The sequence below is a fragment of the Paenibacillus sp. MT86 genome (genome assembly GCF_058792535.1).
In genome coordinates, this window is the sequence record NZ_CM179499.1 from 5622297 (window position 1) to 5642222 (window position 19926).

Sequence of the window (19926 nt, forward strand, 5' to 3'; positions counted from 1 at the left end):
GCTAGTTCCCTCCTTTCCAATAAGGTAATATCGGACTTAATATAGGCAAGCACTCACTTATCCTATGCAGACGATCGCAAAGGTATGTATGTAATGCTGCCTTATCCTCTTCTGAGATCAACCACTCATCAGGTATTGTACTAATAATATGCCATAAATCCTCATCTGTCATTCTTGACATTTTATTCAATATTGAATCAAAAGGATTATTCCCTCTAACAAAAGGCACTAGTTTCCTGAAAATATATCCATTTGAGGTAAATGGAATAAACTTATCGCCACATCTTAAGGATAACTGTTGCGCATTCCATAGAGCGCCGATTTCAAAAACATGGGAGTGATCAATCACAACAATTTCCATGTTGACTTGATCGAAAATTAGGTTCCCCCCATTGCTGTCACGATCTGTATTACAAATCAACTGATCAAATATGATAAGTTCAGGGACAATATGGATGTTTCGAGCAGGTTCAAGCATTTTCGAATTTAATATAGGAAAAGCTTTATTAACCTTTTGTGTACCAAAATGAATGCCCTCTGATATTTGTTCAGCGAGTATGTGTTCTGAAACTACATTACCGAAATCATGGATGAACTCTTCACTTACTCTAATTAACGTCGGTGAAGCAAGTGGAAGCTCAAATTTTTCAGCTATCTTAGCACATACATATTCATTTGCTAATACTCTTGTTCCTTCAGGGTTCTCTTTGAATTTTGTGTAATAATAATTCCCGTCATTACACTGAATTACAAAAGGTCTTGTAACCCCATTATTTACACCTTGAATAGGTCTCACAGCATCTATAATCTGCATCTTGGCCACCTACTTTTTTTATATAAGCCAATTGTTTTAACTACCCTTATTTTAGTAGTTATCGAGATTAATACAAGCAGAAAATACCTCTCCACTAAAGACCAATTCGTATTCATTATTCAATAAGATCAGGCGTTCCCATGTTGCCCCAAAAGTATAACACAAAAAAGAAACCTCGTCAGCCTAAGCGCTAACGAGGTTTCTTTTACCGATGCCATCGGTTTACACCACGGTGCTACCGTTAATGTTAGAATCATTTTATTTCATTTGGGACAATTTGTAAATACTCAAATAGTTGTAATCGTGGCCGTTTTGCTCTTGTTATCCCAATCTATTTTTGCACCGAGCGCCTCGCTTACCGCCCGGAGTGGTACATAGGTTACACCGTCCACTAGCTTTCCGTCCTTGATCTGCTTTCCGTCCACTACGACATTCACCTTATCACTCACCCCTGCCGTGCCCTCCTTTTTCTTCAGTCCTAAGTACTTTGCAATCCCAACGATATGACCTTTAATCAATGCCTCAATGACATCCTGACGTTTAAGCTTTGCCGCATCGGTTGTAACATCGATAAACAGGTTTTCGGTTAAGACTGCTGGCATCTTAGATTCACGGCACATGTGTAAGTTCGCTGCTTTCTGTCCACGATCAATTATGTTATAAGGCCTCAAAGCTGCCACAATCTCGGTATGAAGAACGTTTTGCAGAGAACGTGAAGCAGTCGAAGCACTAGTATAACGGAAAGACTCAAACCCTCCATCTCCACCACCTGCATTACAATGGAGCGATACCAGGATATCTGCGCCTGCTTTATTTGCTGCATTTGTCCGCTCGGACAACTCAAGGAATACATTCGTTGACCGAGAGAGTAGCACTTCAACGCCCTCATAATCACGTTCCAGCTGCTTTTTGATTTCGAGTGAAAGTGTTAGAACAATGTTCTTTTCTTGAAGACCATTACCGCCAGCTCCCGGATCTTTACCACCATGGCCGCCATCGAGCCATACCTTCCTCATGACTTAATCCCTTCTTTCGTTTGCTTGATTGCCTGGTGTCCAAATACAGCAAAGGACCCTGCAAGGATTCCCTGAATGATCGCTTCAACCGACCATCCAAGCAGACCGATCGTCAACCAGACAGCAACGATTATCACAATGTATACGATGCTCCAATCCGCAACCTTTGGTGTTTTCTTCAGAACCCAACCAATAACCCAACATGCGGCCACAACAATAAGCAGCCGTGGATCGATCAATTCAAAAATCATGTTCCACTCCATATTTCACACAACCTCTCAAATTTTTATTTATCAGTGCCTTGGAAATCGATCTTTGATGTCTCGAAGTTCTCCGATAATCACGTCATATTTATCACTAAACTTGTCCAACAAATCCTGTAATCTACCCTCTCGTTCCTTGTTGGCTCGCATCACATAAATTAGCAGCCATACAAACAGCAAGGCAAATGGTCCTTGTGTTAGAAAGTATTTAACGACTTCATTCTCCATCGTCCTTCCCCCTGTATCTCTAATAGAATAGCCCCCGGACCACCCAGGGGCATAAAAAAAGACACGCTCGGTTTAGCGTGCCAGTTAAATGATATTTCCGTTAACGTCCATACCGCCGATTTCCAGGGCTTCACGCACCTTTTCGCGGCTTGCCACTGGAACTGCATCAATTGTAATTACGCCTTTGTGAATCATCATTACGTATACTGCCAACATGGTATCACCTCCCTTCAAGAGATATGCCGACCACTGGATAAGTAGCTTGGCCAGCCTACTCCTGATTGAGCGCATGACCCACGTCCTCCCGGCAAGCATCCGGAACGTCTTCCAACTGAATGACGCCCTTTACAATCATGTTCACGTAAACACTAATCATATGGTGCTCCCCCCTTCCTTCAACTCAAGAATCATCATGTGTAGTTCCATTAACGCCAGTTGGTTAATTGTACTTTCTTCGCCCAGCTGCTCATTTCGAGCTTCGGCGGCCGCTAATCGCTCTTTCAAAAGATCCACCTCGGTTGTCTCCTGCGGCTGCGGTCGTGTGATTTCCTCGAGCTCTTCTGGCGTTAATCCTTCGAACCATAACGTCGGTTGCGCCGGAGCCTGATAGACTGGCGCTTCCCCGCGTTCTTCCTCGGGTAACGCTGTCCAACGATCATACTCCGCCTTGTACGCCGCTTTCGCGGCGCTTTCTGCGTCCTGATACGCCTCCCACGCCACAAGATCGAAGCGCGGACGATATAAGCCGGGAGTTACCGGGATTCCGACAATATATCCGGCGAGGATAGGTTCCGGCGTTTCCGCTGGCTGCTCTACTTCTGGCGCTGGCTCCTGCTCGGCTTCGTCCGGATCGGTGGGCGGCTGCGGCTCGATCTGCGCGTAAAAAGGGACGACACCGGAAAAGGCATCGTCCATGAGCGTGTCCTCTAAATAGAGGCCGATTGTATTTACTTTAGGTACGGCTTTCATGTGATACCTCCTTTATAGTTCAGCTGGAAACGGATTTATGCTTTCGAGGGATAAGTGATAAAATGAGCCGACCTCTAGCACAGCCCTTCCGTCAGGGTAAATCTTAATTCCCGATGCAATATATGTTGAGTTATTATGGGATATTGCATCAAGAATTATAGGGTTTAACGGGCGGTATCCTGGAGGTAAGACAAATAGTGTTTGCCCGACTGTGCCGTTCCTAATCACTCCCCGGAATCGGACAATCCCCTCTGAATTTTTTTGATATCCGGCCTGGTTGTAGCCTGACCCAAAGTTCACCCACCCGTTCAACAACGTCGGCGCAATCCATCCAGGTTGGCCCTTATCCACTTTCTTATTCATCAGCACAGATACAGCCGTTGCATTCTGCTGCACGGTATCGGTCAACTCTTGGAGTATGGCCTTTTCGTTGGCGGCGTACGATCCGGTGAATGGGACGATAGGTGACTTGTCCAGCATCAAGTATGTGACGGTGTATGCGGCAGCTTTGTCATAAATCGCATCAGGTATATCAAGAGTTGTTCCATTACTGATCGTCCGTACTGTGCTAACGGTTCCATATTTTCGCTTGTTGTTTTCAAAAACCTCAATAAAATCCTTAACTTTGAATCTTGCATACGCCGCGCCCAGCACGTTGGAATTAAAAGTGAAGGAACCCGACCCATTCCAAACGAACTTCGCACCCTCCCGAACCACAATCCCCGTTCCAACCTCAATCTGGTTGTCGCCTTCGTTAAACGTCAGCATACCTTCGGAAACGATAGGCTCGACCGTTGGCGTTGCAAGCGGATATACGAGTTGGTAAGGCGTCCAGTTTGGAGCTTGGGTTGTTGGCAACGTTGCTGTTGGTCCTGTGAAGGTTCGGGACACTCCATCAGAGCGATAACACCAAGCTTTCGAGCCAGTACCGTTATATACATTTCCTGGCGGACTATCCGGCCCAGCGTTCCCATTTGCAAGTGAGCCGTCATACATGACCCAGCCCATAAAATACGCCTTGATCTCGTCGGCTGTCGGCGAGTAGTTATCGCCCCATCCGCTGTCTGTGTTAGAAATCCATACATATGTGTGCAATCCGTCTACAGTTTGTTTATCAGGGGCCTGAACGCTTTGATAATCAGGAATTATTTTTCCGTCAAATTTAACGCCTAATGCCTGTCGCTCTAAAAAATTCGAATAATTATGGACATACCTAACTCCTTTAAAGCCAGAATAGAAACTAGTATATTCCCAATTTATCGAACCATCCAAAACGACTTTCTTCCACTTCGCCAGCTTGAAATACTGACCGTCTTTCTCGAACACTTCGTCAGCATTTGCGCCTGTCAGCGGATTAGCATATAAGTCCGTTTGCAATGCTAGCATAGAGTCTTCACGCGGTTTGAACGGCTTAGGCGTCGAGCTGTGTGTGAGCATTATATTTTCGACAACATACTCACTGACAGCGGCACTATCGGGCGATACAATACGAACTGTCATAGTTTTGACATTAGCCGGAGTAGAGAATGTATCTATCCCATTACTTGTTCCACCACCACCAATTGCAGTTCCGATTGTGTCTAATACAGACACGCCTGTCTCGTCGAGCCCTAATACATCAACGTAAATTTGGTCGTATCTTTCTACACCATTTTGATAGATTTTCGCCTGGAGTGTATAGGTAGTATTAGGCATAACAGGTATGAGGCTGGAACTATAGTTCACTACCGTTGATCCCGTTGATTTAACTAAGGCAGAATGAGCCGACACTATACTCAAATTAGTAGTAGTACCCTCAAATAGTGTAGGAGCCAAATTCTGCCCGTAACGGATCGAGTACGGATTTCGTACAGGCTGAACACTATTGACGTATGGATACTTCGCAGCGACTTGTTCACGAGTCATATTAGGAATTTCGTCATACGCTGCTTTTGAAATCTCATAAACGCGAGCAGCATCAAATAATCCAGATTCTCCACCAGCTCCCCAAACTGCAAAATCTAAATTAATTTTGATATCTACTGCACTAGTATATCTAACAAATGCGGTTGTCCATTTTGTTTTATCCGTAATATAACCGCTTGAAGTTCCCCCGCCTGAAAGAGTAATAGCACATCCATTGGCTGCACTTATATTTTTAATATCAGCGGCTATAATATAATATTTCCCTGATAAAAAACTAACTTGTCCAATAAATCCAGCACCGTTTGGATTTCCTGTTTCTATTGTAACTTTTAAGCTTCCAGTTCCTTGTACTTTATCAGTAGTTTCAATAGCTAGGTCTGCTTGAAACTCACCCAAATTTGTAACGCTATCTAATTCGCCCATTCGACCCAACATATTTACCAACGTGCGTCCTTTAATCCCGCTCAGCGAAAAGGCCGCGCGCCGTTGTGCGTTAAGGATCTGCAGCCCAGCGTTAAGTACGACGTCCTGGCGCTGCTCGGTATCCAGGCGGTCCTCTAATTGGTTAATTTCTTCTGTATGTTGTGCGACCGTGTTTTCTAACACTTCATTTACCGGTATCTGATCGACAGGCACCTTGCCGCTGCCGTCCAGACTTGCATACCCGCCTGGCTTCCCTTTATTGCCAATAAGCTCCACTTTATTTCTGATTTCTTCCAGGACTTTATATCCTCGATGGAACAACCAGTTAAACCAATCCGCTGGTGGCTTCTCTCCGGGTAAAAATCCGGCTTGCTTTTTATTGGCAGGTGGCTCCGTGCCGGTATTACCCCATTCGGGTAACTTTTCATTGAAACTCATGGTATCCCTCCTTAAATCGGCAAATCAACATCGTCTGCCGGATCATACATGGCACCCAAATAACCGCCTATACTCCCGGATAGGTCACTAAACCCGGCCTTGTCATCGACTTCAATTTCATCCGGCAACGATGAAAACGCAAAGGTTCCTGTAAGCTCGATAATGCCCACCCGCACGCCAGCCGCCACCGTTCGTTGTACGATCCGGGCAAATTGGTAAGCGCTCATCCCCACTGCATTGATTCGCGCAAGTGGTAGCTGAATAATGCTAATTGCGGCGGGTTCTGGATCATTCGGGTCATTGTACTTTTCGGCTATCTTGATTTCAGATGGTGGTACATTTAACGCCGTTGCTAATACCCGAATGATTGTATTGATATCCCCTTGGGATAGATTCCGGGCGATTTTGGACTTGATCAAGATCCGGTAAATTTCATCGGTGGCCACGCCCCGCGACTGCACGACATTGGCCCCGATCCGGTCCAGTGTGGTCCCTTCGGCCAAGTCAATATCACGCCATGCTTTGACACGCTGCTGCGTGGCCTGCAGGCGTTCCAGTTCATGGGCAAAGATAGCCATCAGCTTTCCGATATTGCTTTGGGTATCCTTGCGATACACGTCCGTCAGGCGGGATAATAATTCTTTAATCATGATTCCACCACCGTTATGAACTCTGCATCCACCTGGGCCACGGATTGGCGCAAAATAGGTATGTTGTCCTCCTGCCATGTCACACCGGCATCCGTAGAAACTTCTACGGTAGCATCAGACACACCAGGAATGGTTAAAGCGGTGGCCACCAGTCGTGCATGAATGACCGGTGCCCCCATAGAAAGGCCGGAATACAGCTGGCCGTCCGCGTCTTCACCGCCAATATATTTAATCATGGCCGTCTTCAACATGGCCGCACCGTCAAGGGGATAGCTGCTGTTTTTGGTCACCGTCACCCGAAGCCTCACCGGCTCCACGCGGGCATACGAAAAACGGACCTCATGCGGATAACCCGCGAGGTCCGTCACCGTAACACTCTCTGTTCCATAAGGTTCAATGCCAGCTGCTTTTTTGGAAAAGATTGCGGCCCCGACATCCTCCGGTTGACCGCCCAAAACGTATGCTTCAAATGACTTCCCCGGCCTTCCCTCCGCATCCGGTGTTTTGGCCGTATTCTCAATAACTGCTGCAGCACGCACACCCGGAACCGATAAGAGAACTCCGCGAATACTATCCACGGTACCTGACCCCCCCGAAGCAACGGAAAGGGAAAAGCGGTCCCGGAACTCCTGGTCGGTTTCCTTCTCACGTCCGCCCCCGGTTGCAGCCGGATTCGTAACCGCTGTGACATCGGCATTCGGATTCACGATTTCGGTAATCATACCTGCAGCAACATTGCCTGTTTGCCCTGGTTCAATCGCTGTGATGTTGGTCATGACCTTTCCATTACTGCCGATGGTTACGGAATCATCGGTTTCAAAATACCGTTCGCCTGCAGCCACCCGAAACCCGGCCTGCACGATATATCCCGGCGTTCCGGTTAGCTCCACTTTCCCTACGGCATATTGATTCATAATTCGGGTTACGCCCACATACGGTCCAAGCCGGTCCAGGCTGGTCCCTTCCGCCGTGTTAACGTAGGCGCTGTTATAAACGTCTTCCGTATCCTGCCAAAGCCTGGCTATCACCCAGGCCACAATACGCAAAATGATACCCAGCGGTGACCGTGCTGATGTATTAATCGTTTCCCCGAAGGTTTCGCGGGCCTTTTCTTCCATACTGGAAAACACATCTTCGAAGCGCTCACGCTTAAAGCCTGTTCGATCCAATGCCATCAAGTTCCACCTCCTGATTCAATGTTTTGCCATCTGTGGTGGTGGCCGTGAACGTAATGAGCTGCTTGCGCGTTTTCGGATCTTGGTTTATTGAAATCTCATCCACCGTATCGATAAAATCCAATTGGTGGATACCTTGACGAAGTTCCTCAATCATTTCTTCCTGACTTAGCCCCTTACCTAAAAATGTTTCAAAACGAATCCCCAAGTCAGGATCAAGAAACCATTCCTCTTTATTCGTACTCAATGTAATCCGAACACATTGGGCCTGTTCTGCAGCTCCATCCACCAAGACAAATTCATCCCCGTCCAGAACCAAATCCCCTGCAGATAGCAGTAATGATTGCATCGCTTTCCCCCCTACAGTGATCCAGGGAAAATCCCGACTATCACCGCATCATTTTTATCATGCTGGCGCAAGCTGTCCGGGCTGGCCACTTGTCCGGCCAATCCGTTTTTAATCTCTTGATCGGCATACACCACCAGTACCACATCTCCTGTGTGAAGAACAGGCTTGTATACCTGCTCGGTTCCGCCATTGACCGAATACCGGTGACCGACTGCAGGCACATTCGTAATCGGGGCGGGATCATCCTTGCCGCTGCGAATCAGCGGCTGCACCGTTGCCCTGCAGGTCGATGAATCAAAGGACAGCACGCGGCAGATGGCCGCAACGTGAATACCGCCTGACTGTTTACCTGTATGACCGTTAAGGAGCCGGGCCAGCGTCCCCGCTGGGTCGTTCCGGCTCATAAGATGGTCTCCATAGCGGTGGTAAAGTCTCCGGTTCTTGAAAACGTATGGGCGCCGCTGCGAACATACAAACGACCTGTGAAGGTTTGACTGGTCAGGTCTACCACGGATGCGGTTGTAATTCGGTACTGCAGCTGTGAGGTAATTTGATAGCCCTTGGTTTCGTCATCCTCCTGATATTCCGGCACACCAATTAACCCCGTGTCTGCAGAGAGTTTGAAACGGTTGTCAGCACCACGCTTGAGGTTACGGATATATAAACGACCTTTATTGATATACACAGCAGTTTTGCAGTCTTCCGCCACTTTGGCAATAATGCCGGTTACCTCACCGGATGCAGTGTAACCGTCCATATACCGGTAATCCCTCACCAGCTCAAATTGAGCAATCGGCAATCCAATCTGGCCAGCCATGTCCTTGATAATGTAGCTGGCCAACGTCCCCTCTTTGTAACTGACGTCTTTCAGGGTGCGCTTGCTCAGATCCTCACTATCTATGACATAGATGGATGTCACCTTGTCTACGCCCTCCCGGCGACTGCGCACGGCTGAAACAAATCCATGGAGAATGACACCCACATCCCCAACATAACCGGCATTTATCATCAGCGTGTCGCCACGCTTGATTTTATTAATGGTCTCGGCTGTGAGGTTCCATATTTTAATCTCGGACTCATTAGGCAAGGTATCATCATCAAAAGGGACGGTGCCTTCTATGTTGAACTTGTCCATGGAAAAGGTCATCCCGGCTACCATCACTTCCACCACACGACCGAAATTAGCCATCACTCACCGCCCCCTCATCAATCACATACAGAAATACGCGCTCGGACAATGTTTCCCAGGTAACCGCTTGGCTTTCTCCGGCCAAATCCAGCGGCAGCAGCGGATAGGCGGGGAATCGGGAATCCTGGATATCTCCAAATAACGGCACACCATAGACCAGCTTGACCCCGACCGCCAGCACTTCGGCATCTTGTTCAAGATCGACCGTGAAAAAGTCATGCTCTGCATTGTATTGGACCTCAAAGGTATACGTCTCTTCGGCAATGTCGATGTCAAACCGGTACGGAATTAATTCCTTTTCAATGTCCACATACTCCATATCCCCAATCACCCCCACTTGCTTCCCGGTTTAAATTTGACCTTCTGCGTTACTTCCTTCTCTTTCTTGCTCTTGGACGTGCTTTTTTTACCGGATTTGCTCTTGGCCTTCGATTTTTTCTTTTTGGTACCTGAATTGATAATCGGTGCAGCCTGGGAACGAACAGGGGCAGGCAGTTTGCCTGCAGCAGATGTTTCGGCCACGCGAATCTCCTTTAACGTGAAGGAAATCGCGTACCCATTGGCTACCTGGTAGGTGTGACTGGTAGATAAATCCGTGATTACCCCAACAAACGCATTCCGGCCAACATAACTGACCAGCTTGCCCTTGTCTGACAGGTTAATGAGGTCTGCGCGGATCTTCGATGCATTCGGACCTACCACATACCCAGTAAGCGCCATCGAGCGGCCAAGCCGCTGCACATGGTCCGAGATAGCAACCCCTTTTTCCACCGGCTGCTCGGTTACCTCGTTGGCATACACCGGGTCCTCGGTTTCAATCAAAATGTACTGCCCGTTAATTGTTGCCATGGATCGCCGCCCCCTGTACGTTCAAGATGCGCCCGGCACTTTCAAAGATTTCTTGTACCTGGCGTTTCACTTCGGCGGCAATCACCTGTGCCGTATGTTCTGCAGCTGCCGTTCCGCCATTACCGGAACCTGCTGGAACGTTGATCGTAATTTCAATCGGTGGCATCGCGGCAGTAGTCGGCGTATAACGAGCTGGCGCGGCCGGTTCCAGGCGTGCTTCTTTTGGCGCTCGCGGCTGCTGCAGCAAGCCCTCCAATTTGGAGAGTGGTAATACTGCCTCGCTCTCGGCTCCTTCCCCGATCATGGCCAGTGTCGGCCCGGTGGCGATGCCGCCTTTGGCCAACATCGGAATGTTCGGAATGTTAATACCAAACTCTTGACCGCCTGCCCAGTCCGGAAGGGAAATCTGGATCTTGTTGAGTCCATTGATGAGTCTATTAATGCCACTAATCATGGTGTTAATAAAGCCCGTGAAACCACCTTTGATGCCTTCCCATAGACTACCGAACCAATCTTTGACACCGCCGAATGCGGTTTTGATAGATTCATACGCACCCGTGAAGATATTGCCGAAAAAGGTCCCGACCGTGGAAAAGACCATTTTGGTGGATTCCCAATTGGATCTAAACCAGCCGCCAATAGCCCCAAATGCATTGACTATGGCTTGGTAGGCTCCAGTAAAGATTCCACCGAACCAAGAACCAACACTCGCAAAGACAGCTTTAATCCCTTCCCAAATGCCTTTAAACCAAGAACCCACCTTGCCAAAGGCACCGACAATGCCGGTATAAGCTTCATTGAAACGCGCTTTAAACCAGGAACCAATCACACCAAATACCGATTTCGTCCAGTTCCAAACCCGGCCCATGACTGCTTTGACCTTATCCCAATGCCGGATCAATAACACAATGCCGACAATGACGGCGGCAATCCCGACAGCAATCCAGGTCATGGGATTTGCCAGCATCGCCACATTCAGACCTAGCTGGGCCGCTGTGGCCACCAGCGTACCGGCGCGGAATGCCTTCATGAGTACCGTAATCGTTTTGACAATCTTCATAGCCACAAAGGTTCCCTTTAGGGCAATCATGGCAATGCCCAAATCCATGACCGTTTCCCGGATCGTTTCCCAATTGCCACTGATAAATTCATATATCGCTTTCGCCTTATCCGCGACAAACGTAATCGCATTCCCGATGGTATCCCCGATCGCATTCCCGATCGCTTCAATTTGCGGTTTGTGATCGGACATCCATTGGCCAAACTGATTCAGAAACGGCAGCATCTTTTCCCCAATCGGGATAAGGATACCGGTTTCTAATTGCCTGCCGAACATAGCAAAAGCCTCACCCGGCTTGTTGAACTTGATTTTATTCAGCTCGGCCATGCTGTTTTTGGTCATATCAAACTGACTATCCACATACCCCATAGCCGTAATGACATCTTTCTGCAGGTCTTCGAACTGGGTCCCGAATAAACCCACCGCTACGGTGTTTTGTGCTACGGGATCTTCAATATCCCCAATCATTTGGGTAATCTGCGTAAATGCATCTTTCGCAGCTGGTCCGCCAGCAGCAAAGGTGCGCATCATTTGATCCGCATTAAGTCCGAGCATTTCGAACGCTTCAATCGCGCCTTTGTCTCCGGCATCCTTGGACCGGATACCGAATTCTTTGACGGCATCCGCTACTTTATCTAAATTAAATGCGCCCTCTGCTGATCCCGCTGCCAACGTATCAAACATTTCGTTAGCATCAAAACCAAGCGCCTTGAACTGCAACGAATATTCATTGATGGTATCGATAAGCTCACCCGAGAAATCAAGACCCTTCTGTGTCCCTTGAGCTACCAGGTTAAACGCTTCTTCGGATGAGATGCCGAAGTTCTCCATCATCGTCTTGGCAGCACGCGCGGACTCGTTCACCTCAATGCCAAAAGCATCCCGGAGCAGCAATGCATTCCGGGTTGTGCTTTCCAGCTCATCCCCGGTCTCTCCGGTAATCTGTTGCACGCTTGCAATCGAGCTGCCTAGATCCTGCCAATCCGATCCGAAGTTTTGCGCATAAAGGTCTTTTGCGATTTCGCGCGTCTCTTCCATCTGCTCTGCAGCAGCGCCCGTGGCCATTTGGATGTGAGACATCGATTTTTCAAAATCACTAGCGGCTGCTATACCGGCAATCCCAATCCCTGCAGCTGCTACCGATGCAGCCAGGCCAAGTCCGACCACACTTTTGGTCAGCATGGACGTTTTTTTCTCTGCATCGCCTAGCCCATTCGTATTGACCTTAAAGCCTACGGCATACATCAAATTCCCGATGATTCCGCCAGCCATGTGGTATCACCTCCCGAAACAGCAAAAAAGACGCCCGATGATGGACGTCTATTTCCGTTTTTCCATTTTCTTTTGCTGTTCCATATACAAATCCAGCGCTGCATTTGCTTCTAAGATATCGTCATCGTCCATCAGATCTAAATCACTGTAAGTGATGGACATATCACTAAGCAGCAAACGCCACTGCAGCCAGTTTCGGCTTGCCCGTTCTTTAGCTTCCTGCTTGCTGATCGTCATCGGCTGCTTCCTGTTCTCTGCCGGTAATAAAGGCAAAGGCCTCACTTACCACTTCGGTCAAATCGGTGTAGGATTCAAAGTCTTCCATGCGCACCTTCGGTTCGACCACCACATGTGTCAACATTTCATCAGCCAGCCTTTCATCCAACGGGACGCCGTGTTTGTTCTTCACCCGGTCCGTAATCTTCGTGACGTTCCGTACTCCCGGATGCTGGAAGGTATATACGGTTCCGTTTTTAGCTGTGAATTTCTTTTGTTTGAAGTTTGCCATTGATAATCATCCTCTTCTAATTTAGATTTTGTATTTGATTAGTTGAACAACATGTCCATGCACTGGAATTCAAACTCGCGGTCCTCCGCTTCACTGCCATAACTGCGGGATGCAGGCTTTTTAATGAACGCCTCCGAAACCGTCACCGTCTCTTTAGGCGGTCCGGCATTGATGACCGATACCGGCACCAGCTCACCGGTGTTGGCCAGCTTGTCCAGATACGCCACTTGCGGGCTTGTCTGCAGCAGCGTTACCGTGATGGTACCGAGTGGATTATTTACCTTTGTCCGCACGGTATCGCCTTGCGCCCCTACCTTGACCTCGTAGTTGTCTTCATCCTTTTCGATTTCGACCATGGATTCAGCGAACCCCGTCAGAAACACACCGCCAACCGTCACCGTGACGGACTTGGCATCAAAAGTTGTAGCTTGTGGCATCTTATTTCATCCTCCCTTATAGTCTGATTTGGCCGCGAATGGTTGTTTCGTGGATCGCTCCGGCCAGCTCAAACCAGAATTCCCCGCCCGTGTATTTCCGTGCGGCGCGGTCTGCTGGATCTACTTCGGCCCGGCCTTTGAAATTGGTTCCATACAGCGCTTGGCCATCTTTATCCGCTGCAATAATGCCCTGGTTAAACGCACGCTGCAGCACCGTCCGTACCACACCCTCAATTTGAGCAATACCGGTATCGTCAAAACTGATCTTCGGCGCATTGTTTAATAGCGTCTGAACACCATGCTCGATGCTGAACTTGACGTAATCTTTCGCATGAATGATGTCGATATACTCCCCGCTGAGTGTCTTGCCTTCACTCGTCTGGTTCTTCCCGGCCTTGGTTACATAGGTGTTCGCTCCGGCTGCATGAATCGCAAGCAGCTCTGTGTCTGATACTTGCATGGGTGCAATGCCCGTCAGTCCTTTAAACTTCCAGGTCAAGGAACCCACGTCAGCAGAACCGGCCCGGCCCACCCAAGCGGCTTCCGGGTAATTGGTGATGTCTTTGTGATAAAGGACCGTGCTGCGGCTGTGATCCGTCCCGGCCAGCACACCCACATCCATCAGATCGGACGACCGGATAAAGAATTGTCGTGAATTGTTTTGCTCGATGGCTTCCGCAATGTCGCCCACATTGTCGATATCTGTTGTGGTGGCAATGAGGAAATACCAATCTTGGTCAAACGCCCCCGGTAAAACTTCCGATAGTGGCTGATCGGTCTTCCGGCACATAATCGCAATCTCGGCCGGGGAATCATCCCCCTGGCTCAGTAACGCCTTCGCGGCCTTGTACTCTTCGGTAGACTCGTTAAAATCGACTTTCACCCCTTCCAGGTCCGCATAGGTTTTGTATGCGGAACCCGTCATACTTGTACCCAGGATGAGGGGCTTACCAAATCCAAGCTTTGGCGTTGGGCGCTCGATGTCAATAATGACCGTTACATCTTTAGCCATGTGTATCTACTCCTTTCAAATTCGCTGTTTCTATTGGTTGTAAAGCTTGGACAATGACGTTTGGCGCGCGTAAATTGAGTTCAAATCCATTCCGGCGCTCCCATTCCTCCCCAATCTGCAGATCATTATTTTGGGTGGCTCCCACCTCGGTGATAACCGCGCCCGCCATATCCTTCAGGAGCCAATGTCCGTCCGTCATGAGCCAATCACGGGCGCGGTTGGCCTGGTTCACACTCTCCAGACGGCTTTTGGCGTAACTTTGGAAGGCCACACTGAGCGTGGCCGTGCCGGAATGAATAAGCCTATCCCCTTCAGCTGTTACCGCCATATGACCAATGGGGCTTCCCTCATCGGTAAAGCTATACGTCATAAATGGAAACGGGGGCGGCTTTCCCTTGCCATCCAACTCAATGACCGGTACACCCAAATGAGTGTTCAAGCCCTCTATAAGAACCTGGCGAATCAACTCAAACTGGATCATGCGTACTCACCCGTTTCATTTTGTATTCGGATACGTCATCATAGGCGGACCAGTTATCATCCATGTGGATGGTGTACTGTCGCCCTTCAAACTCAATGACATCCCCGTTCTGGTGGTGGTATGAGGAAAACAACATGCGGTCGTCCTCGTTGTACTTCCCACCATCTTCCTGCAGAAATGAATCCCCCATCGGCTGCACCGAACCTCTCAGGGGCAGCTTGATATCTTGTGGTGGCACATAGACCCCCACGGAATCATAATGGCCCTCAACCTGGCGGATGAGGGTATATGGCAATTCGTATTTTCGCAGGATGCGACTAAAGCGAAAGCGCATGTCTACCTCCTTTTTCTTGTCACTTCAAAGGTTAAGGCGTTTCGTAGGTCCTGATCTTCAATCAGCAGTTTCTTGCCGCTCTTACGGCGTGCGTAAATAGGGGATAGGCCGGGCTGCTTGATCCGGTCGAAATTCTTTTGCATCCGATCCAGACCCAGCTCCCCTATTTCCTGCAGTAACCTTTCTGCTCTCATTTTGCCTAGGGCAATGTCAGTTAACGATTTACGGACCAGCTTGCCTATGGGCACCTGGCCTTTCTTTTTCCCAGTTCCCACAAAAGAACGGGCAGGAATGTTCATTTTGACGGACCCATATTCATGCACGCCAGCGATGAGCGCAAGCTCTTCATCTCCCTGCATTCCTATATGGACTTCCTTGGACACCAGGGGCATGAACCGATCAATCAAATCAAGGGGACTCATGAACTGGGTAACCTCGACATTCGCGCGTCTATAGCGAGTGCGTCTCCTTCTGCTCATACCCAGAGCCCCACGTAAGGCAAAATTAACGACTCGACCGCCGAAGGCAAGCGCCCATCTGCTTCCGTATCTGCATAGGTGACGTTGATATTTCCCACCCGTTCCGACCGGATACCCGGATCTCGAAGCAGCAGCTGCGCGAAAAGCAAACAAGCCAGCTCCAATGGTTCCGGGAGCGTGCGCGGCTCTTCGGTCGTAGCATCGCCTGGAAGCACATACCCACCGATATAGTTGACTTGGATATTATGGTCACCTGTCGGCCACCCCGCTTCACGGTACACCCTGCCATCATCCAGCAACCGATAATCCCAATCGCTTGGGAATTCGACGCTATGAATCGGATAATTCCGAAGGTTGATGTACTTGGATCTCCCATCCCCGCTAATCTGTTCCGTGTAACGCTGTTTTTTGAATTGTCGTTTGCAGCGGTTTTCAATGGAAGCAGAGGCTGACGCAATTTGCAGCGTCAGCATGTCATCCCCCCACGTATCGGCCACTGAGCCTAACATTCCTTTCAGACGGGGTAATGTGGTCAACATTAACCCTTGCCCCCTTGCAATGCCTCAAGTGCAGCCACACGACCAACTAACTCATTCCACTGGGCTTCTGTCGGGAATCCCGGATCTCCTTTAGGGCCTGCCGGACCTTTGGCTCCTGGCTCCCCTTTTTCGCCTTTCTCACCTTGCGGACCCGTTTCCCCTGCAGGTCCAATGAGAGAAGCAAGCCATTCCTTCTCAGAGCCGCTATATCCCTGTTTTACGGCGATATCGTAGGCAGAGGGTCCTTCCGCCCCTTTCGGTCCTGTCGAGCCGTCAGCGCCGAGGACAAGTGCCTTTCCGTCCCTTGTGATTTTCCCCTCGCCTTCCAAAGCAAGTTCACCCTGAATCACCCAGCGTTGACCGCCGGGCTCCTTATAGTTTTTGGTTGCGTACATGCTATCCCTCCAATCGAGGGGCTAGGCCCCTCATCCTTTAGTTAATCGTCAATTGACCGTACACCACGGCGTCTAAGTCAAACTCCTTTACATCTTCACGCTGAATGGCACGGACGTCTGTCGAATTACGGGCAAAGGACTTCCCGCCGACGTTCGTGGATGCGATGGAATATTGCTGCCGATCAAACAAGACGACAGCTTCTTTCAGATCCCCGATGATCATAGGCGCCAGTTTGGTGGTCGTGCCTGCGCTTGGCAAGAAACGGTTCGCCATGACAACGATTGGTTTTCCCTTGTACATTTTTTGAGTCGGATTCAAAGGATTTGGCTGCAGCAGATCGCGGCCGTCACTGTCTTTTTGTGTATCAAGATAGTGGAACCCGTCCTGATTCGTCAGGATGATAGCTCCCTGGCTAATCGCTGGGTCCAGATCCACATTCAATACATGTTTGATATCATCCAGACTCGCAAGCGGAACCTTCGTTTTAGTGTTCAGTAGAGTCAGAATCAGTTGATTCCGGGTCACGACCGATTTTTTGGCAATCCAGCGTGCCAAATAGGACATCAGGTTTTGGTCCGTGTCCTGCAGCAAGCTATTACTGAGTGGAAGAATCCCCCCGCGGTCCTTGATGTTGTAAGAAAGCGGTGCGAATTTCGGATTGTCCATGTCGTCCAAATCCGTCAGTTCCGTAATTTCGGTAAATCCGGTGATATCTGCGTTTTTCTCAATCACACGGGAACCGCTTCGCGTGGAAACCGGCTCCACGGTAATATAAGTTTCCAAGGAAATTAAATCCCTTTTCTTTTCATTAATGAGGGTACTGATGTCTTTTGGCACAAGCAAACCGCCATCCTCATCCGTCCCCCCTTGCATGCCGGCGCGGACTTCTTCCAAACCTTCCTCAATCAATGTTCGTTCTTCCGAAGTCAATTGTTTGTTTCGAAGGGTTTTGAGGAAGGCGTTTCGATACTGTGCGGACTTGTCCTGGCCTTCGGTCCGTGTTTCCGGCTCGACAATCGGAGTTGTTACGGCTGTCGTGTCGCTCTCACGGATTTCAACCAGCAATTCAATTTGCTTTCTAAGCTCCTGGGCCGCATCTTTCGCTGCTCTGGCCTCATCCAATTTCCCCTCGCCTGCCAGGCTGCGGGCTTCTTCCAATTTCTGTGCCAGCTTCTGGCGTAATTCGCGTTCTTTTTCGTCCATGGTGGTACCTCCGTATATTGGATTTGGATATAAAAAAGACCCGTTAGACGATAGCTAACAGGTCAAGTTCCAGTAACAATTTTTCTTTTTCATGCTTTCGCTGTTCTTTGGTTGTAATGCCCAGCTGCTCAACACTTCGCTTATTGACTTCGCTGTCTGGATATGCGGCAAAAGGAGTGGGAGAAACTTCGAATAAGTTCACATCAAGCAAAGTTCGCTCATACACATCTTCATCTTTCAGATACTGCCATGAATCACTTCGAACATAGAATCCAAAGCTAACCCCATCTACATCCCCACGCTGAATGGACTCGTAGGCATCATTTCCCCAACTGTTATTCGGCAAGTCCAGTTCAAAGGCTAGGCCTACCTCGTCCTCCCATAACCGCAACGTTCCATTTTTGGTAGAACCGAGAACAAAATCGCTCCGATGATTCCAAAATGATTTAATCGTATTTTCTTGCAGGCTGCGTGCAAAAGCTCCTTTCGCCACCCGTTCATAAAATTCGCCCCAAATCAGCTGACTCCGCTGATTGAACTTGACGACATAACCGACGACGGTTCGGGTTGTAGCGCCTCCCTCATTTTCGGTGCTTCGAATTTCAATTTTATCCGCTGGTATAAACAGCTTTACCTGTTCATCCATCTACTCACCTCCTTTCTCGGTTTTCAGACCGGCTTTCAGCGCTTGATATTGGTCCATCTTTTCCAGACTGACATAGTTCAGGCTGACAAAATGACGGTCGCCCATCTCCCCGATGTTGTCCCGCTCTTCCAACTCACGGACTTCATTAATGCTGTAGGCACCCATGGCAATCATTTCTTTGTAATAAGCGGCCCGGCTGGCGCTGTCGCCTCGGAGTTCCCCGGCAACGTTGAATTTCGTGTAATACCTCCGGCGCTCTTGTTCCGTGAACAGCTTAAAATCACACTCCTGTTCCCAATTCGTGATGATCGGCTGCAGGGTGCTTTTCACATACTCCAAAGATTGGTTTTCCATATTGGAAAACTTGACGTCCGTCAGGCCCAGCTTGTAACCTGGCACCTTGTAAATCTTAGCGACTTCACTAATGCCGAATTTGCTTGTCTCAATAAACTGTGCATCGTTGAGGGGCATGCCTAAATTTTGGTACTCCATCCCAGCATCCAAAATCGCGATGCGGTGCGCGTTATTCAGTCCGGAATTCGCCTTTTGCCATTCATCCCGCGCCTTATCCTTGGCAGGCTTGTCCAGGGAAGTTCCTTGAGGTAGCCGCAATATGCCGCGTGTGGCTGTTCCATTTGCATAGAAGGAGCCTAGAAACTTACGCTGTGCTTGCTGTACGCCCAATTCCTCCCGAATGACCGAGATGGGTGTAATCCCCTTCAATCCGCTTTTGCTGATGGATCGGAAGTGTAAAACATCGGTATGCCGGAGCTTGTGCATTTCACCGCTCGGGAGTGTAGTCACATACCAAACTTCCCCGGTCACATTGTCCACATGAACATCCGTCTTGGAAGGGTCAAGGGGCCATAGCGCTTTTGGCCGACCGTTATTGCTTCCGCTGGTTTCCCATTCGATATTGGCATATCCATTGCCCCATACCGTCACATGGACTTGCATCAGCTCTTTAAAGATATAGGCGCTCATATATGGATTCGAGCGTGCGCCAAGCAACTGGGATGCCGGATGGGATGTGTCCTTTTCGATCCCGCTTCCTTTCTTTTTAAAAACCTGGAAAGGCAGCTTTCCGATATCCCCGCCCAAAATGGACGCGCAAGTATAGACGTTGCTGTTCAGCAGCGCCTTGTCATTGGTGATTCTCTCCCCGCTGGTCGTGTTGGACACGCCAAAGAGATCCAAAAGCCATTGCTTTGGATTTAGCAGCGAATCATCATCTGAACGCCGTTCACGCCAGCGGCGGAAGACGCCTTTTTTCATTGGTTTTTCACCCCCT

28 protein-coding genes are annotated in these 19926 nt (G+C 49.0%); all 28 read right to left on the reverse strand.

The window, feature by feature from the left end:
* Position 1: 1 nt before the first annotated feature.
* The gene (locus tag AC3RCL_RS25280; RefSeq protein WP_492532688.1) at positions 2 to 814 is read right to left on the reverse strand and encodes a HipA family kinase; all 813 of its coding nucleotides are present in this window, start codon (positions 812 to 814) and stop codon (positions 2 to 4) included.
* 287 nt (positions 815 to 1101) lie between these two features.
* Positions 1102 to 1830 carry an N-acetylmuramoyl-L-alanine amidase gene (locus AC3RCL_RS25285; RefSeq protein WP_492532690.1) on the reverse strand — a complete coding sequence of 243 codons (729 nt, stop codon included), beginning with the start codon at positions 1828 to 1830 and terminating at the stop codon, positions 1102 to 1104.
* On the reverse strand, positions 1827 to 2093 hold the full coding sequence (locus tag AC3RCL_RS25290) for a phage holin family protein (protein ID WP_492532692.1): 267 nt from the start codon (positions 2091 to 2093) through the stop codon (positions 1827 to 1829). The genes AC3RCL_RS25285 and AC3RCL_RS25290 overlap by 4 nt, the downstream gene beginning before the upstream one ends.
* Positions 2094 to 2123: 30 nt before the next feature.
* Positions 2124 to 2321, reverse strand: a complete 198-nt coding sequence (locus tag AC3RCL_RS25295) for a BhlA/UviB family holin-like peptide (RefSeq protein WP_053489275.1) — start codon at positions 2319 to 2321, stop codon at positions 2124 to 2126.
* A gap of 84 nt (positions 2322 to 2405) precedes the next feature.
* On the reverse strand, positions 2406 to 2537 hold the full coding sequence (locus tag AC3RCL_RS25300; RefSeq protein WP_492532694.1) for a hypothetical protein: 132 nt from the start codon (positions 2535 to 2537) through the stop codon (positions 2406 to 2408).
* Positions 2538 to 2592: 55 nt separating this feature from the next.
* Positions 2593 to 2697, reverse strand: coding sequence for a CD1375 family protein (locus tag AC3RCL_RS25305; RefSeq protein WP_492532696.1), 105 nt, complete (start codon positions 2695 to 2697; stop codon positions 2593 to 2595).
* Positions 2694 to 3290, reverse strand: coding sequence for a hypothetical protein (locus AC3RCL_RS25310; protein WP_492532698.1), 597 nt, complete (start codon positions 3288 to 3290; stop codon positions 2694 to 2696). The genes AC3RCL_RS25305 and AC3RCL_RS25310 overlap by 4 nt, the downstream gene beginning before the upstream one ends.
* Positions 3291 to 3302: 12 nt before the next feature.
* Complete coding sequence (locus AC3RCL_RS25315) at positions 3303 to 6056, reverse strand: PspA/IM30 family protein (protein WP_492532700.1); 2754 nt, start codon at positions 6054 to 6056, stop codon at positions 3303 to 3305.
* 11 nt (positions 6057 to 6067) lie between these two features.
* The gene (locus AC3RCL_RS25320; RefSeq protein WP_492532702.1) at positions 6068 to 6706 is read right to left on the reverse strand and encodes a hypothetical protein; all 639 of its coding nucleotides are present in this window, start codon (positions 6704 to 6706) and stop codon (positions 6068 to 6070) included.
* A complete protein-coding gene (locus tag AC3RCL_RS25325; RefSeq protein ID WP_492532704.1) occupies positions 6703 to 7881 on the reverse strand; it encodes a baseplate J/gp47 family protein in 1179 nt (392 codons plus the stop codon). The genes AC3RCL_RS25320 and AC3RCL_RS25325 overlap by 4 nt, the downstream gene beginning before the upstream one ends.
* On the reverse strand, positions 7856 to 8230 hold the full coding sequence (locus AC3RCL_RS25330; protein WP_492532706.1) for a contractile injection system sheath initiator: 375 nt from the start codon (positions 8228 to 8230) through the stop codon (positions 7856 to 7858). The genes AC3RCL_RS25325 and AC3RCL_RS25330 overlap by 26 nt, the downstream gene beginning before the upstream one ends.
* A gap of 11 nt (positions 8231 to 8241) precedes the next feature.
* Positions 8242 to 8634, reverse strand: coding sequence for a Gp138 family membrane-puncturing spike protein (locus tag AC3RCL_RS25335; protein WP_492532708.1), 393 nt, complete (start codon positions 8632 to 8634; stop codon positions 8242 to 8244).
* Complete coding sequence (locus AC3RCL_RS25340) at positions 8631 to 9419, reverse strand: phage protein (protein ID WP_492532710.1); 789 nt, start codon at positions 9417 to 9419, stop codon at positions 8631 to 8633. The genes AC3RCL_RS25335 and AC3RCL_RS25340 overlap by 4 nt, the downstream gene beginning before the upstream one ends.
* On the reverse strand, positions 9412 to 9738 hold the full coding sequence (locus tag AC3RCL_RS25345) for a phage baseplate plug family protein (RefSeq protein WP_113061650.1): 327 nt from the start codon (positions 9736 to 9738) through the stop codon (positions 9412 to 9414). The genes AC3RCL_RS25340 and AC3RCL_RS25345 overlap by 8 nt, the downstream gene beginning before the upstream one ends.
* A gap of 8 nt (positions 9739 to 9746) precedes the next feature.
* Entirely contained in the window at positions 9747 to 10268 is a 522-nt protein-coding gene (locus AC3RCL_RS25350; RefSeq protein ID WP_492532713.1) for a phage baseplate protein, read from the reverse strand.
* Positions 10255 to 12600 carry a phage tail tape measure protein gene (locus tag AC3RCL_RS25355; RefSeq protein ID WP_492532715.1) on the reverse strand — a complete coding sequence of 782 codons (2346 nt, stop codon included), beginning with the start codon at positions 12598 to 12600 and terminating at the stop codon, positions 10255 to 10257. The genes AC3RCL_RS25350 and AC3RCL_RS25355 overlap by 14 nt, the downstream gene beginning before the upstream one ends.
* A 48-nt stretch (positions 12601 to 12648) precedes the next feature.
* Positions 12649 to 12837, reverse strand: coding sequence for a hypothetical protein (locus AC3RCL_RS25360; RefSeq protein ID WP_492532717.1), 189 nt, complete (start codon positions 12835 to 12837; stop codon positions 12649 to 12651).
* Positions 12812 to 13108, reverse strand: a complete 297-nt coding sequence (locus AC3RCL_RS25365) for a hypothetical protein (RefSeq protein WP_492532719.1) — start codon at positions 13106 to 13108, stop codon at positions 12812 to 12814. Before AC3RCL_RS25365 ends, AC3RCL_RS25360 begins: the two co-directional genes overlap by 26 nt.
* Before the next feature lie 38 nt (positions 13109 to 13146).
* Entirely contained in the window at positions 13147 to 13545 is a 399-nt protein-coding gene (locus tag AC3RCL_RS25370; protein WP_113061630.1) for a phage structural protein, read from the reverse strand.
* Between the two features lie 16 nt (positions 13546 to 13561).
* Complete coding sequence (locus tag AC3RCL_RS25375; RefSeq protein WP_492532721.1) at positions 13562 to 14557, reverse strand: DUF3383 family protein; 996 nt, start codon at positions 14555 to 14557, stop codon at positions 13562 to 13564.
* Positions 14550 to 15038, reverse strand: coding sequence for a phage neck terminator protein (locus tag AC3RCL_RS25380; RefSeq protein ID WP_492532723.1), 489 nt, complete (start codon positions 15036 to 15038; stop codon positions 14550 to 14552). The genes AC3RCL_RS25375 and AC3RCL_RS25380 overlap by 8 nt, the downstream gene beginning before the upstream one ends.
* A complete protein-coding gene (locus tag AC3RCL_RS25385; protein WP_492532725.1) occupies positions 15025 to 15372 on the reverse strand; it encodes a hypothetical protein in 348 nt (115 codons plus the stop codon). Before AC3RCL_RS25385 ends, AC3RCL_RS25380 begins: the two co-directional genes overlap by 14 nt.
* A gap of 2 nt (positions 15373 to 15374) precedes the next feature.
* Positions 15375 to 15731 carry a hypothetical protein gene (locus AC3RCL_RS25390; protein WP_492532727.1) on the reverse strand — a complete coding sequence of 119 codons (357 nt, stop codon included), beginning with the start codon at positions 15729 to 15731 and terminating at the stop codon, positions 15375 to 15377.
* A gap of 116 nt (positions 15732 to 15847) precedes the next feature.
* Complete coding sequence (locus AC3RCL_RS25395) at positions 15848 to 16390, reverse strand: phage gp6-like head-tail connector protein (protein WP_492532729.1); 543 nt, start codon at positions 16388 to 16390, stop codon at positions 15848 to 15850.
* Complete coding sequence (locus AC3RCL_RS25400) at positions 16390 to 16785, reverse strand: hypothetical protein (RefSeq protein WP_492532731.1); 396 nt, start codon at positions 16783 to 16785, stop codon at positions 16390 to 16392. Before AC3RCL_RS25400 ends, AC3RCL_RS25395 begins: the two co-directional genes overlap by 1 nt.
* A gap of 37 nt (positions 16786 to 16822) precedes the next feature.
* A complete protein-coding gene (locus AC3RCL_RS25405) occupies positions 16823 to 17989 on the reverse strand; it encodes a phage major capsid protein (protein ID WP_492532733.1) in 1167 nt (388 codons plus the stop codon).
* A gap of 43 nt (positions 17990 to 18032) precedes the next feature.
* Positions 18033 to 18635 carry an HK97 family phage prohead protease gene (locus tag AC3RCL_RS25410; protein ID WP_492532735.1) on the reverse strand — a complete coding sequence of 201 codons (603 nt, stop codon included), beginning with the start codon at positions 18633 to 18635 and terminating at the stop codon, positions 18033 to 18035.
* Positions 18636 to 19910, reverse strand: a complete 1275-nt coding sequence (locus AC3RCL_RS25415) for a phage portal protein (RefSeq protein WP_492532737.1) — start codon at positions 19908 to 19910, stop codon at positions 18636 to 18638.
* Between the last annotated feature and the right edge of the window lie 16 nt (positions 19911 to 19926).

Excerpts from the sequence above, each read along its gene's own strand:
- AC3RCL_RS25345 (WP_113061650.1), bottom strand. The coding sequence starts at position 9,738 with ATGGAGTATGTGGACATTGAAAAGGAATTAATTCCGTACCGGTTTGAC.
- AC3RCL_RS25330 (WP_492532706.1), bottom strand. The coding sequence starts at position 8,230 with ATGCAATCATTACTGCTATCTGCAGGGGATTTGGTTCTGGACGGGGAT.
- AC3RCL_RS25315 (WP_492532700.1), bottom strand. The coding sequence starts at position 6,056 with ATGAGTTTCAATGAAAAGTTACCCGAATGGGGTAATACCGGCACGGAG.
- AC3RCL_RS25380 (WP_492532723.1), bottom strand. The coding sequence starts at position 15,038 with ATGATCCAGTTTGAGTTGATTCGCCAGGTTCTTATAGAGGGCTTGAAC.
- AC3RCL_RS25360 (WP_492532717.1), bottom strand. The coding sequence starts at position 12,837 with ATGACGATCAGCAAGCAGGAAGCTAAAGAACGGGCAAGCCGAAACTGG.
- AC3RCL_RS25300 (WP_492532694.1), bottom strand. The coding sequence starts at position 2,537 with ATGTTGGCAGTATACGTAATGATGATTCACAAAGGCGTAATTACAATT.
- AC3RCL_RS25295 (WP_053489275.1), bottom strand. The coding sequence starts at position 2,321 with ATGGAGAATGAAGTCGTTAAATACTTTCTAACACAAGGACCATTTGCC.
- AC3RCL_RS25305 (WP_492532696.1), bottom strand. The coding sequence starts at position 2,697 with ATGATTAGTGTTTACGTGAACATGATTGTAAAGGGCGTCATTCAGTTG.
- AC3RCL_RS25280 (WP_492532688.1), bottom strand. The coding sequence starts at position 814 with ATGCAGATTATAGATGCTGTGAGACCTATTCAAGGTGTAAATAATGGG.
- AC3RCL_RS25285 (WP_492532690.1), bottom strand. The coding sequence starts at position 1,830 with ATGAGGAAGGTATGGCTCGATGGCGGCCATGGTGGTAAAGATCCGGGA.
- AC3RCL_RS25365 (WP_492532719.1), bottom strand. The coding sequence starts at position 13,108 with ATGGCAAACTTCAAACAAAAGAAATTCACAGCTAAAAACGGAACCGTA.
- AC3RCL_RS25415 (WP_492532737.1), bottom strand. The coding sequence starts at position 19,910 with ATGAAAAAAGGCGTCTTCCGCCGCTGGCGTGAACGGCGTTCAGATGAT.
- AC3RCL_RS25290 (WP_492532692.1), bottom strand. The coding sequence starts at position 2,093 with ATGGAGTGGAACATGATTTTTGAATTGATCGATCCACGGCTGCTTATT.
- AC3RCL_RS25370 (WP_113061630.1), bottom strand. The coding sequence starts at position 13,545 with ATGCCACAAGCTACAACTTTTGATGCCAAGTCCGTCACGGTGACGGTT.
- AC3RCL_RS25325 (WP_492532704.1), bottom strand. The coding sequence starts at position 7,881 with ATGGCATTGGATCGAACAGGCTTTAAGCGTGAGCGCTTCGAAGATGTG.
- AC3RCL_RS25410 (WP_492532735.1), bottom strand. The coding sequence starts at position 18,635 with ATGGATGAACAGGTAAAGCTGTTTATACCAGCGGATAAAATTGAAATT.
- AC3RCL_RS25355 (WP_492532715.1), bottom strand. The coding sequence starts at position 12,600 with ATGGCTGGCGGAATCATCGGGAATTTGATGTATGCCGTAGGCTTTAAG.
- AC3RCL_RS25375 (WP_492532721.1), bottom strand. The coding sequence starts at position 14,557 with ATGGCTAAAGATGTAACGGTCATTATTGACATCGAGCGCCCAACGCCA.
- AC3RCL_RS25385 (WP_492532725.1), bottom strand. The coding sequence starts at position 15,372 with ATGCGCTTTCGCTTTAGTCGCATCCTGCGAAAATACGAATTGCCATAT.
- AC3RCL_RS25400 (WP_492532731.1), bottom strand. The coding sequence starts at position 16,785 with ATGTACGCAACCAAAAACTATAAGGAGCCCGGCGGTCAACGCTGGGTG.
- AC3RCL_RS25340 (WP_492532710.1), bottom strand. The coding sequence starts at position 9,419 with ATGGCTAATTTCGGTCGTGTGGTGGAAGTGATGGTAGCCGGGATGACC.
- AC3RCL_RS25405 (WP_492532733.1), bottom strand. The coding sequence starts at position 17,989 with ATGGACGAAAAAGAACGCGAATTACGCCAGAAGCTGGCACAGAAATTG.
- AC3RCL_RS25390 (WP_492532727.1), bottom strand. The coding sequence starts at position 15,731 with ATGCAGGGAGATGAAGAGCTTGCGCTCATCGCTGGCGTGCATGAATAT.
- AC3RCL_RS25350 (WP_492532713.1), bottom strand. The coding sequence starts at position 10,268 with ATGGCAACAATTAACGGGCAGTACATTTTGATTGAAACCGAGGACCCG.
- AC3RCL_RS25335 (WP_492532708.1), bottom strand. The coding sequence starts at position 8,634 with ATGAGCCGGAACGACCCAGCGGGGACGCTGGCCCGGCTCCTTAACGGT.
- AC3RCL_RS25320 (WP_492532702.1), bottom strand. The coding sequence starts at position 6,706 with ATGATTAAAGAATTATTATCCCGCCTGACGGACGTGTATCGCAAGGAT.
- AC3RCL_RS25395 (WP_492532729.1), bottom strand. The coding sequence starts at position 16,390 with ATGTTGACCACATTACCCCGTCTGAAAGGAATGTTAGGCTCAGTGGCC.
- AC3RCL_RS25310 (WP_492532698.1), bottom strand. The coding sequence starts at position 3,290 with ATGAAAGCCGTACCTAAAGTAAATACAATCGGCCTCTATTTAGAGGAC.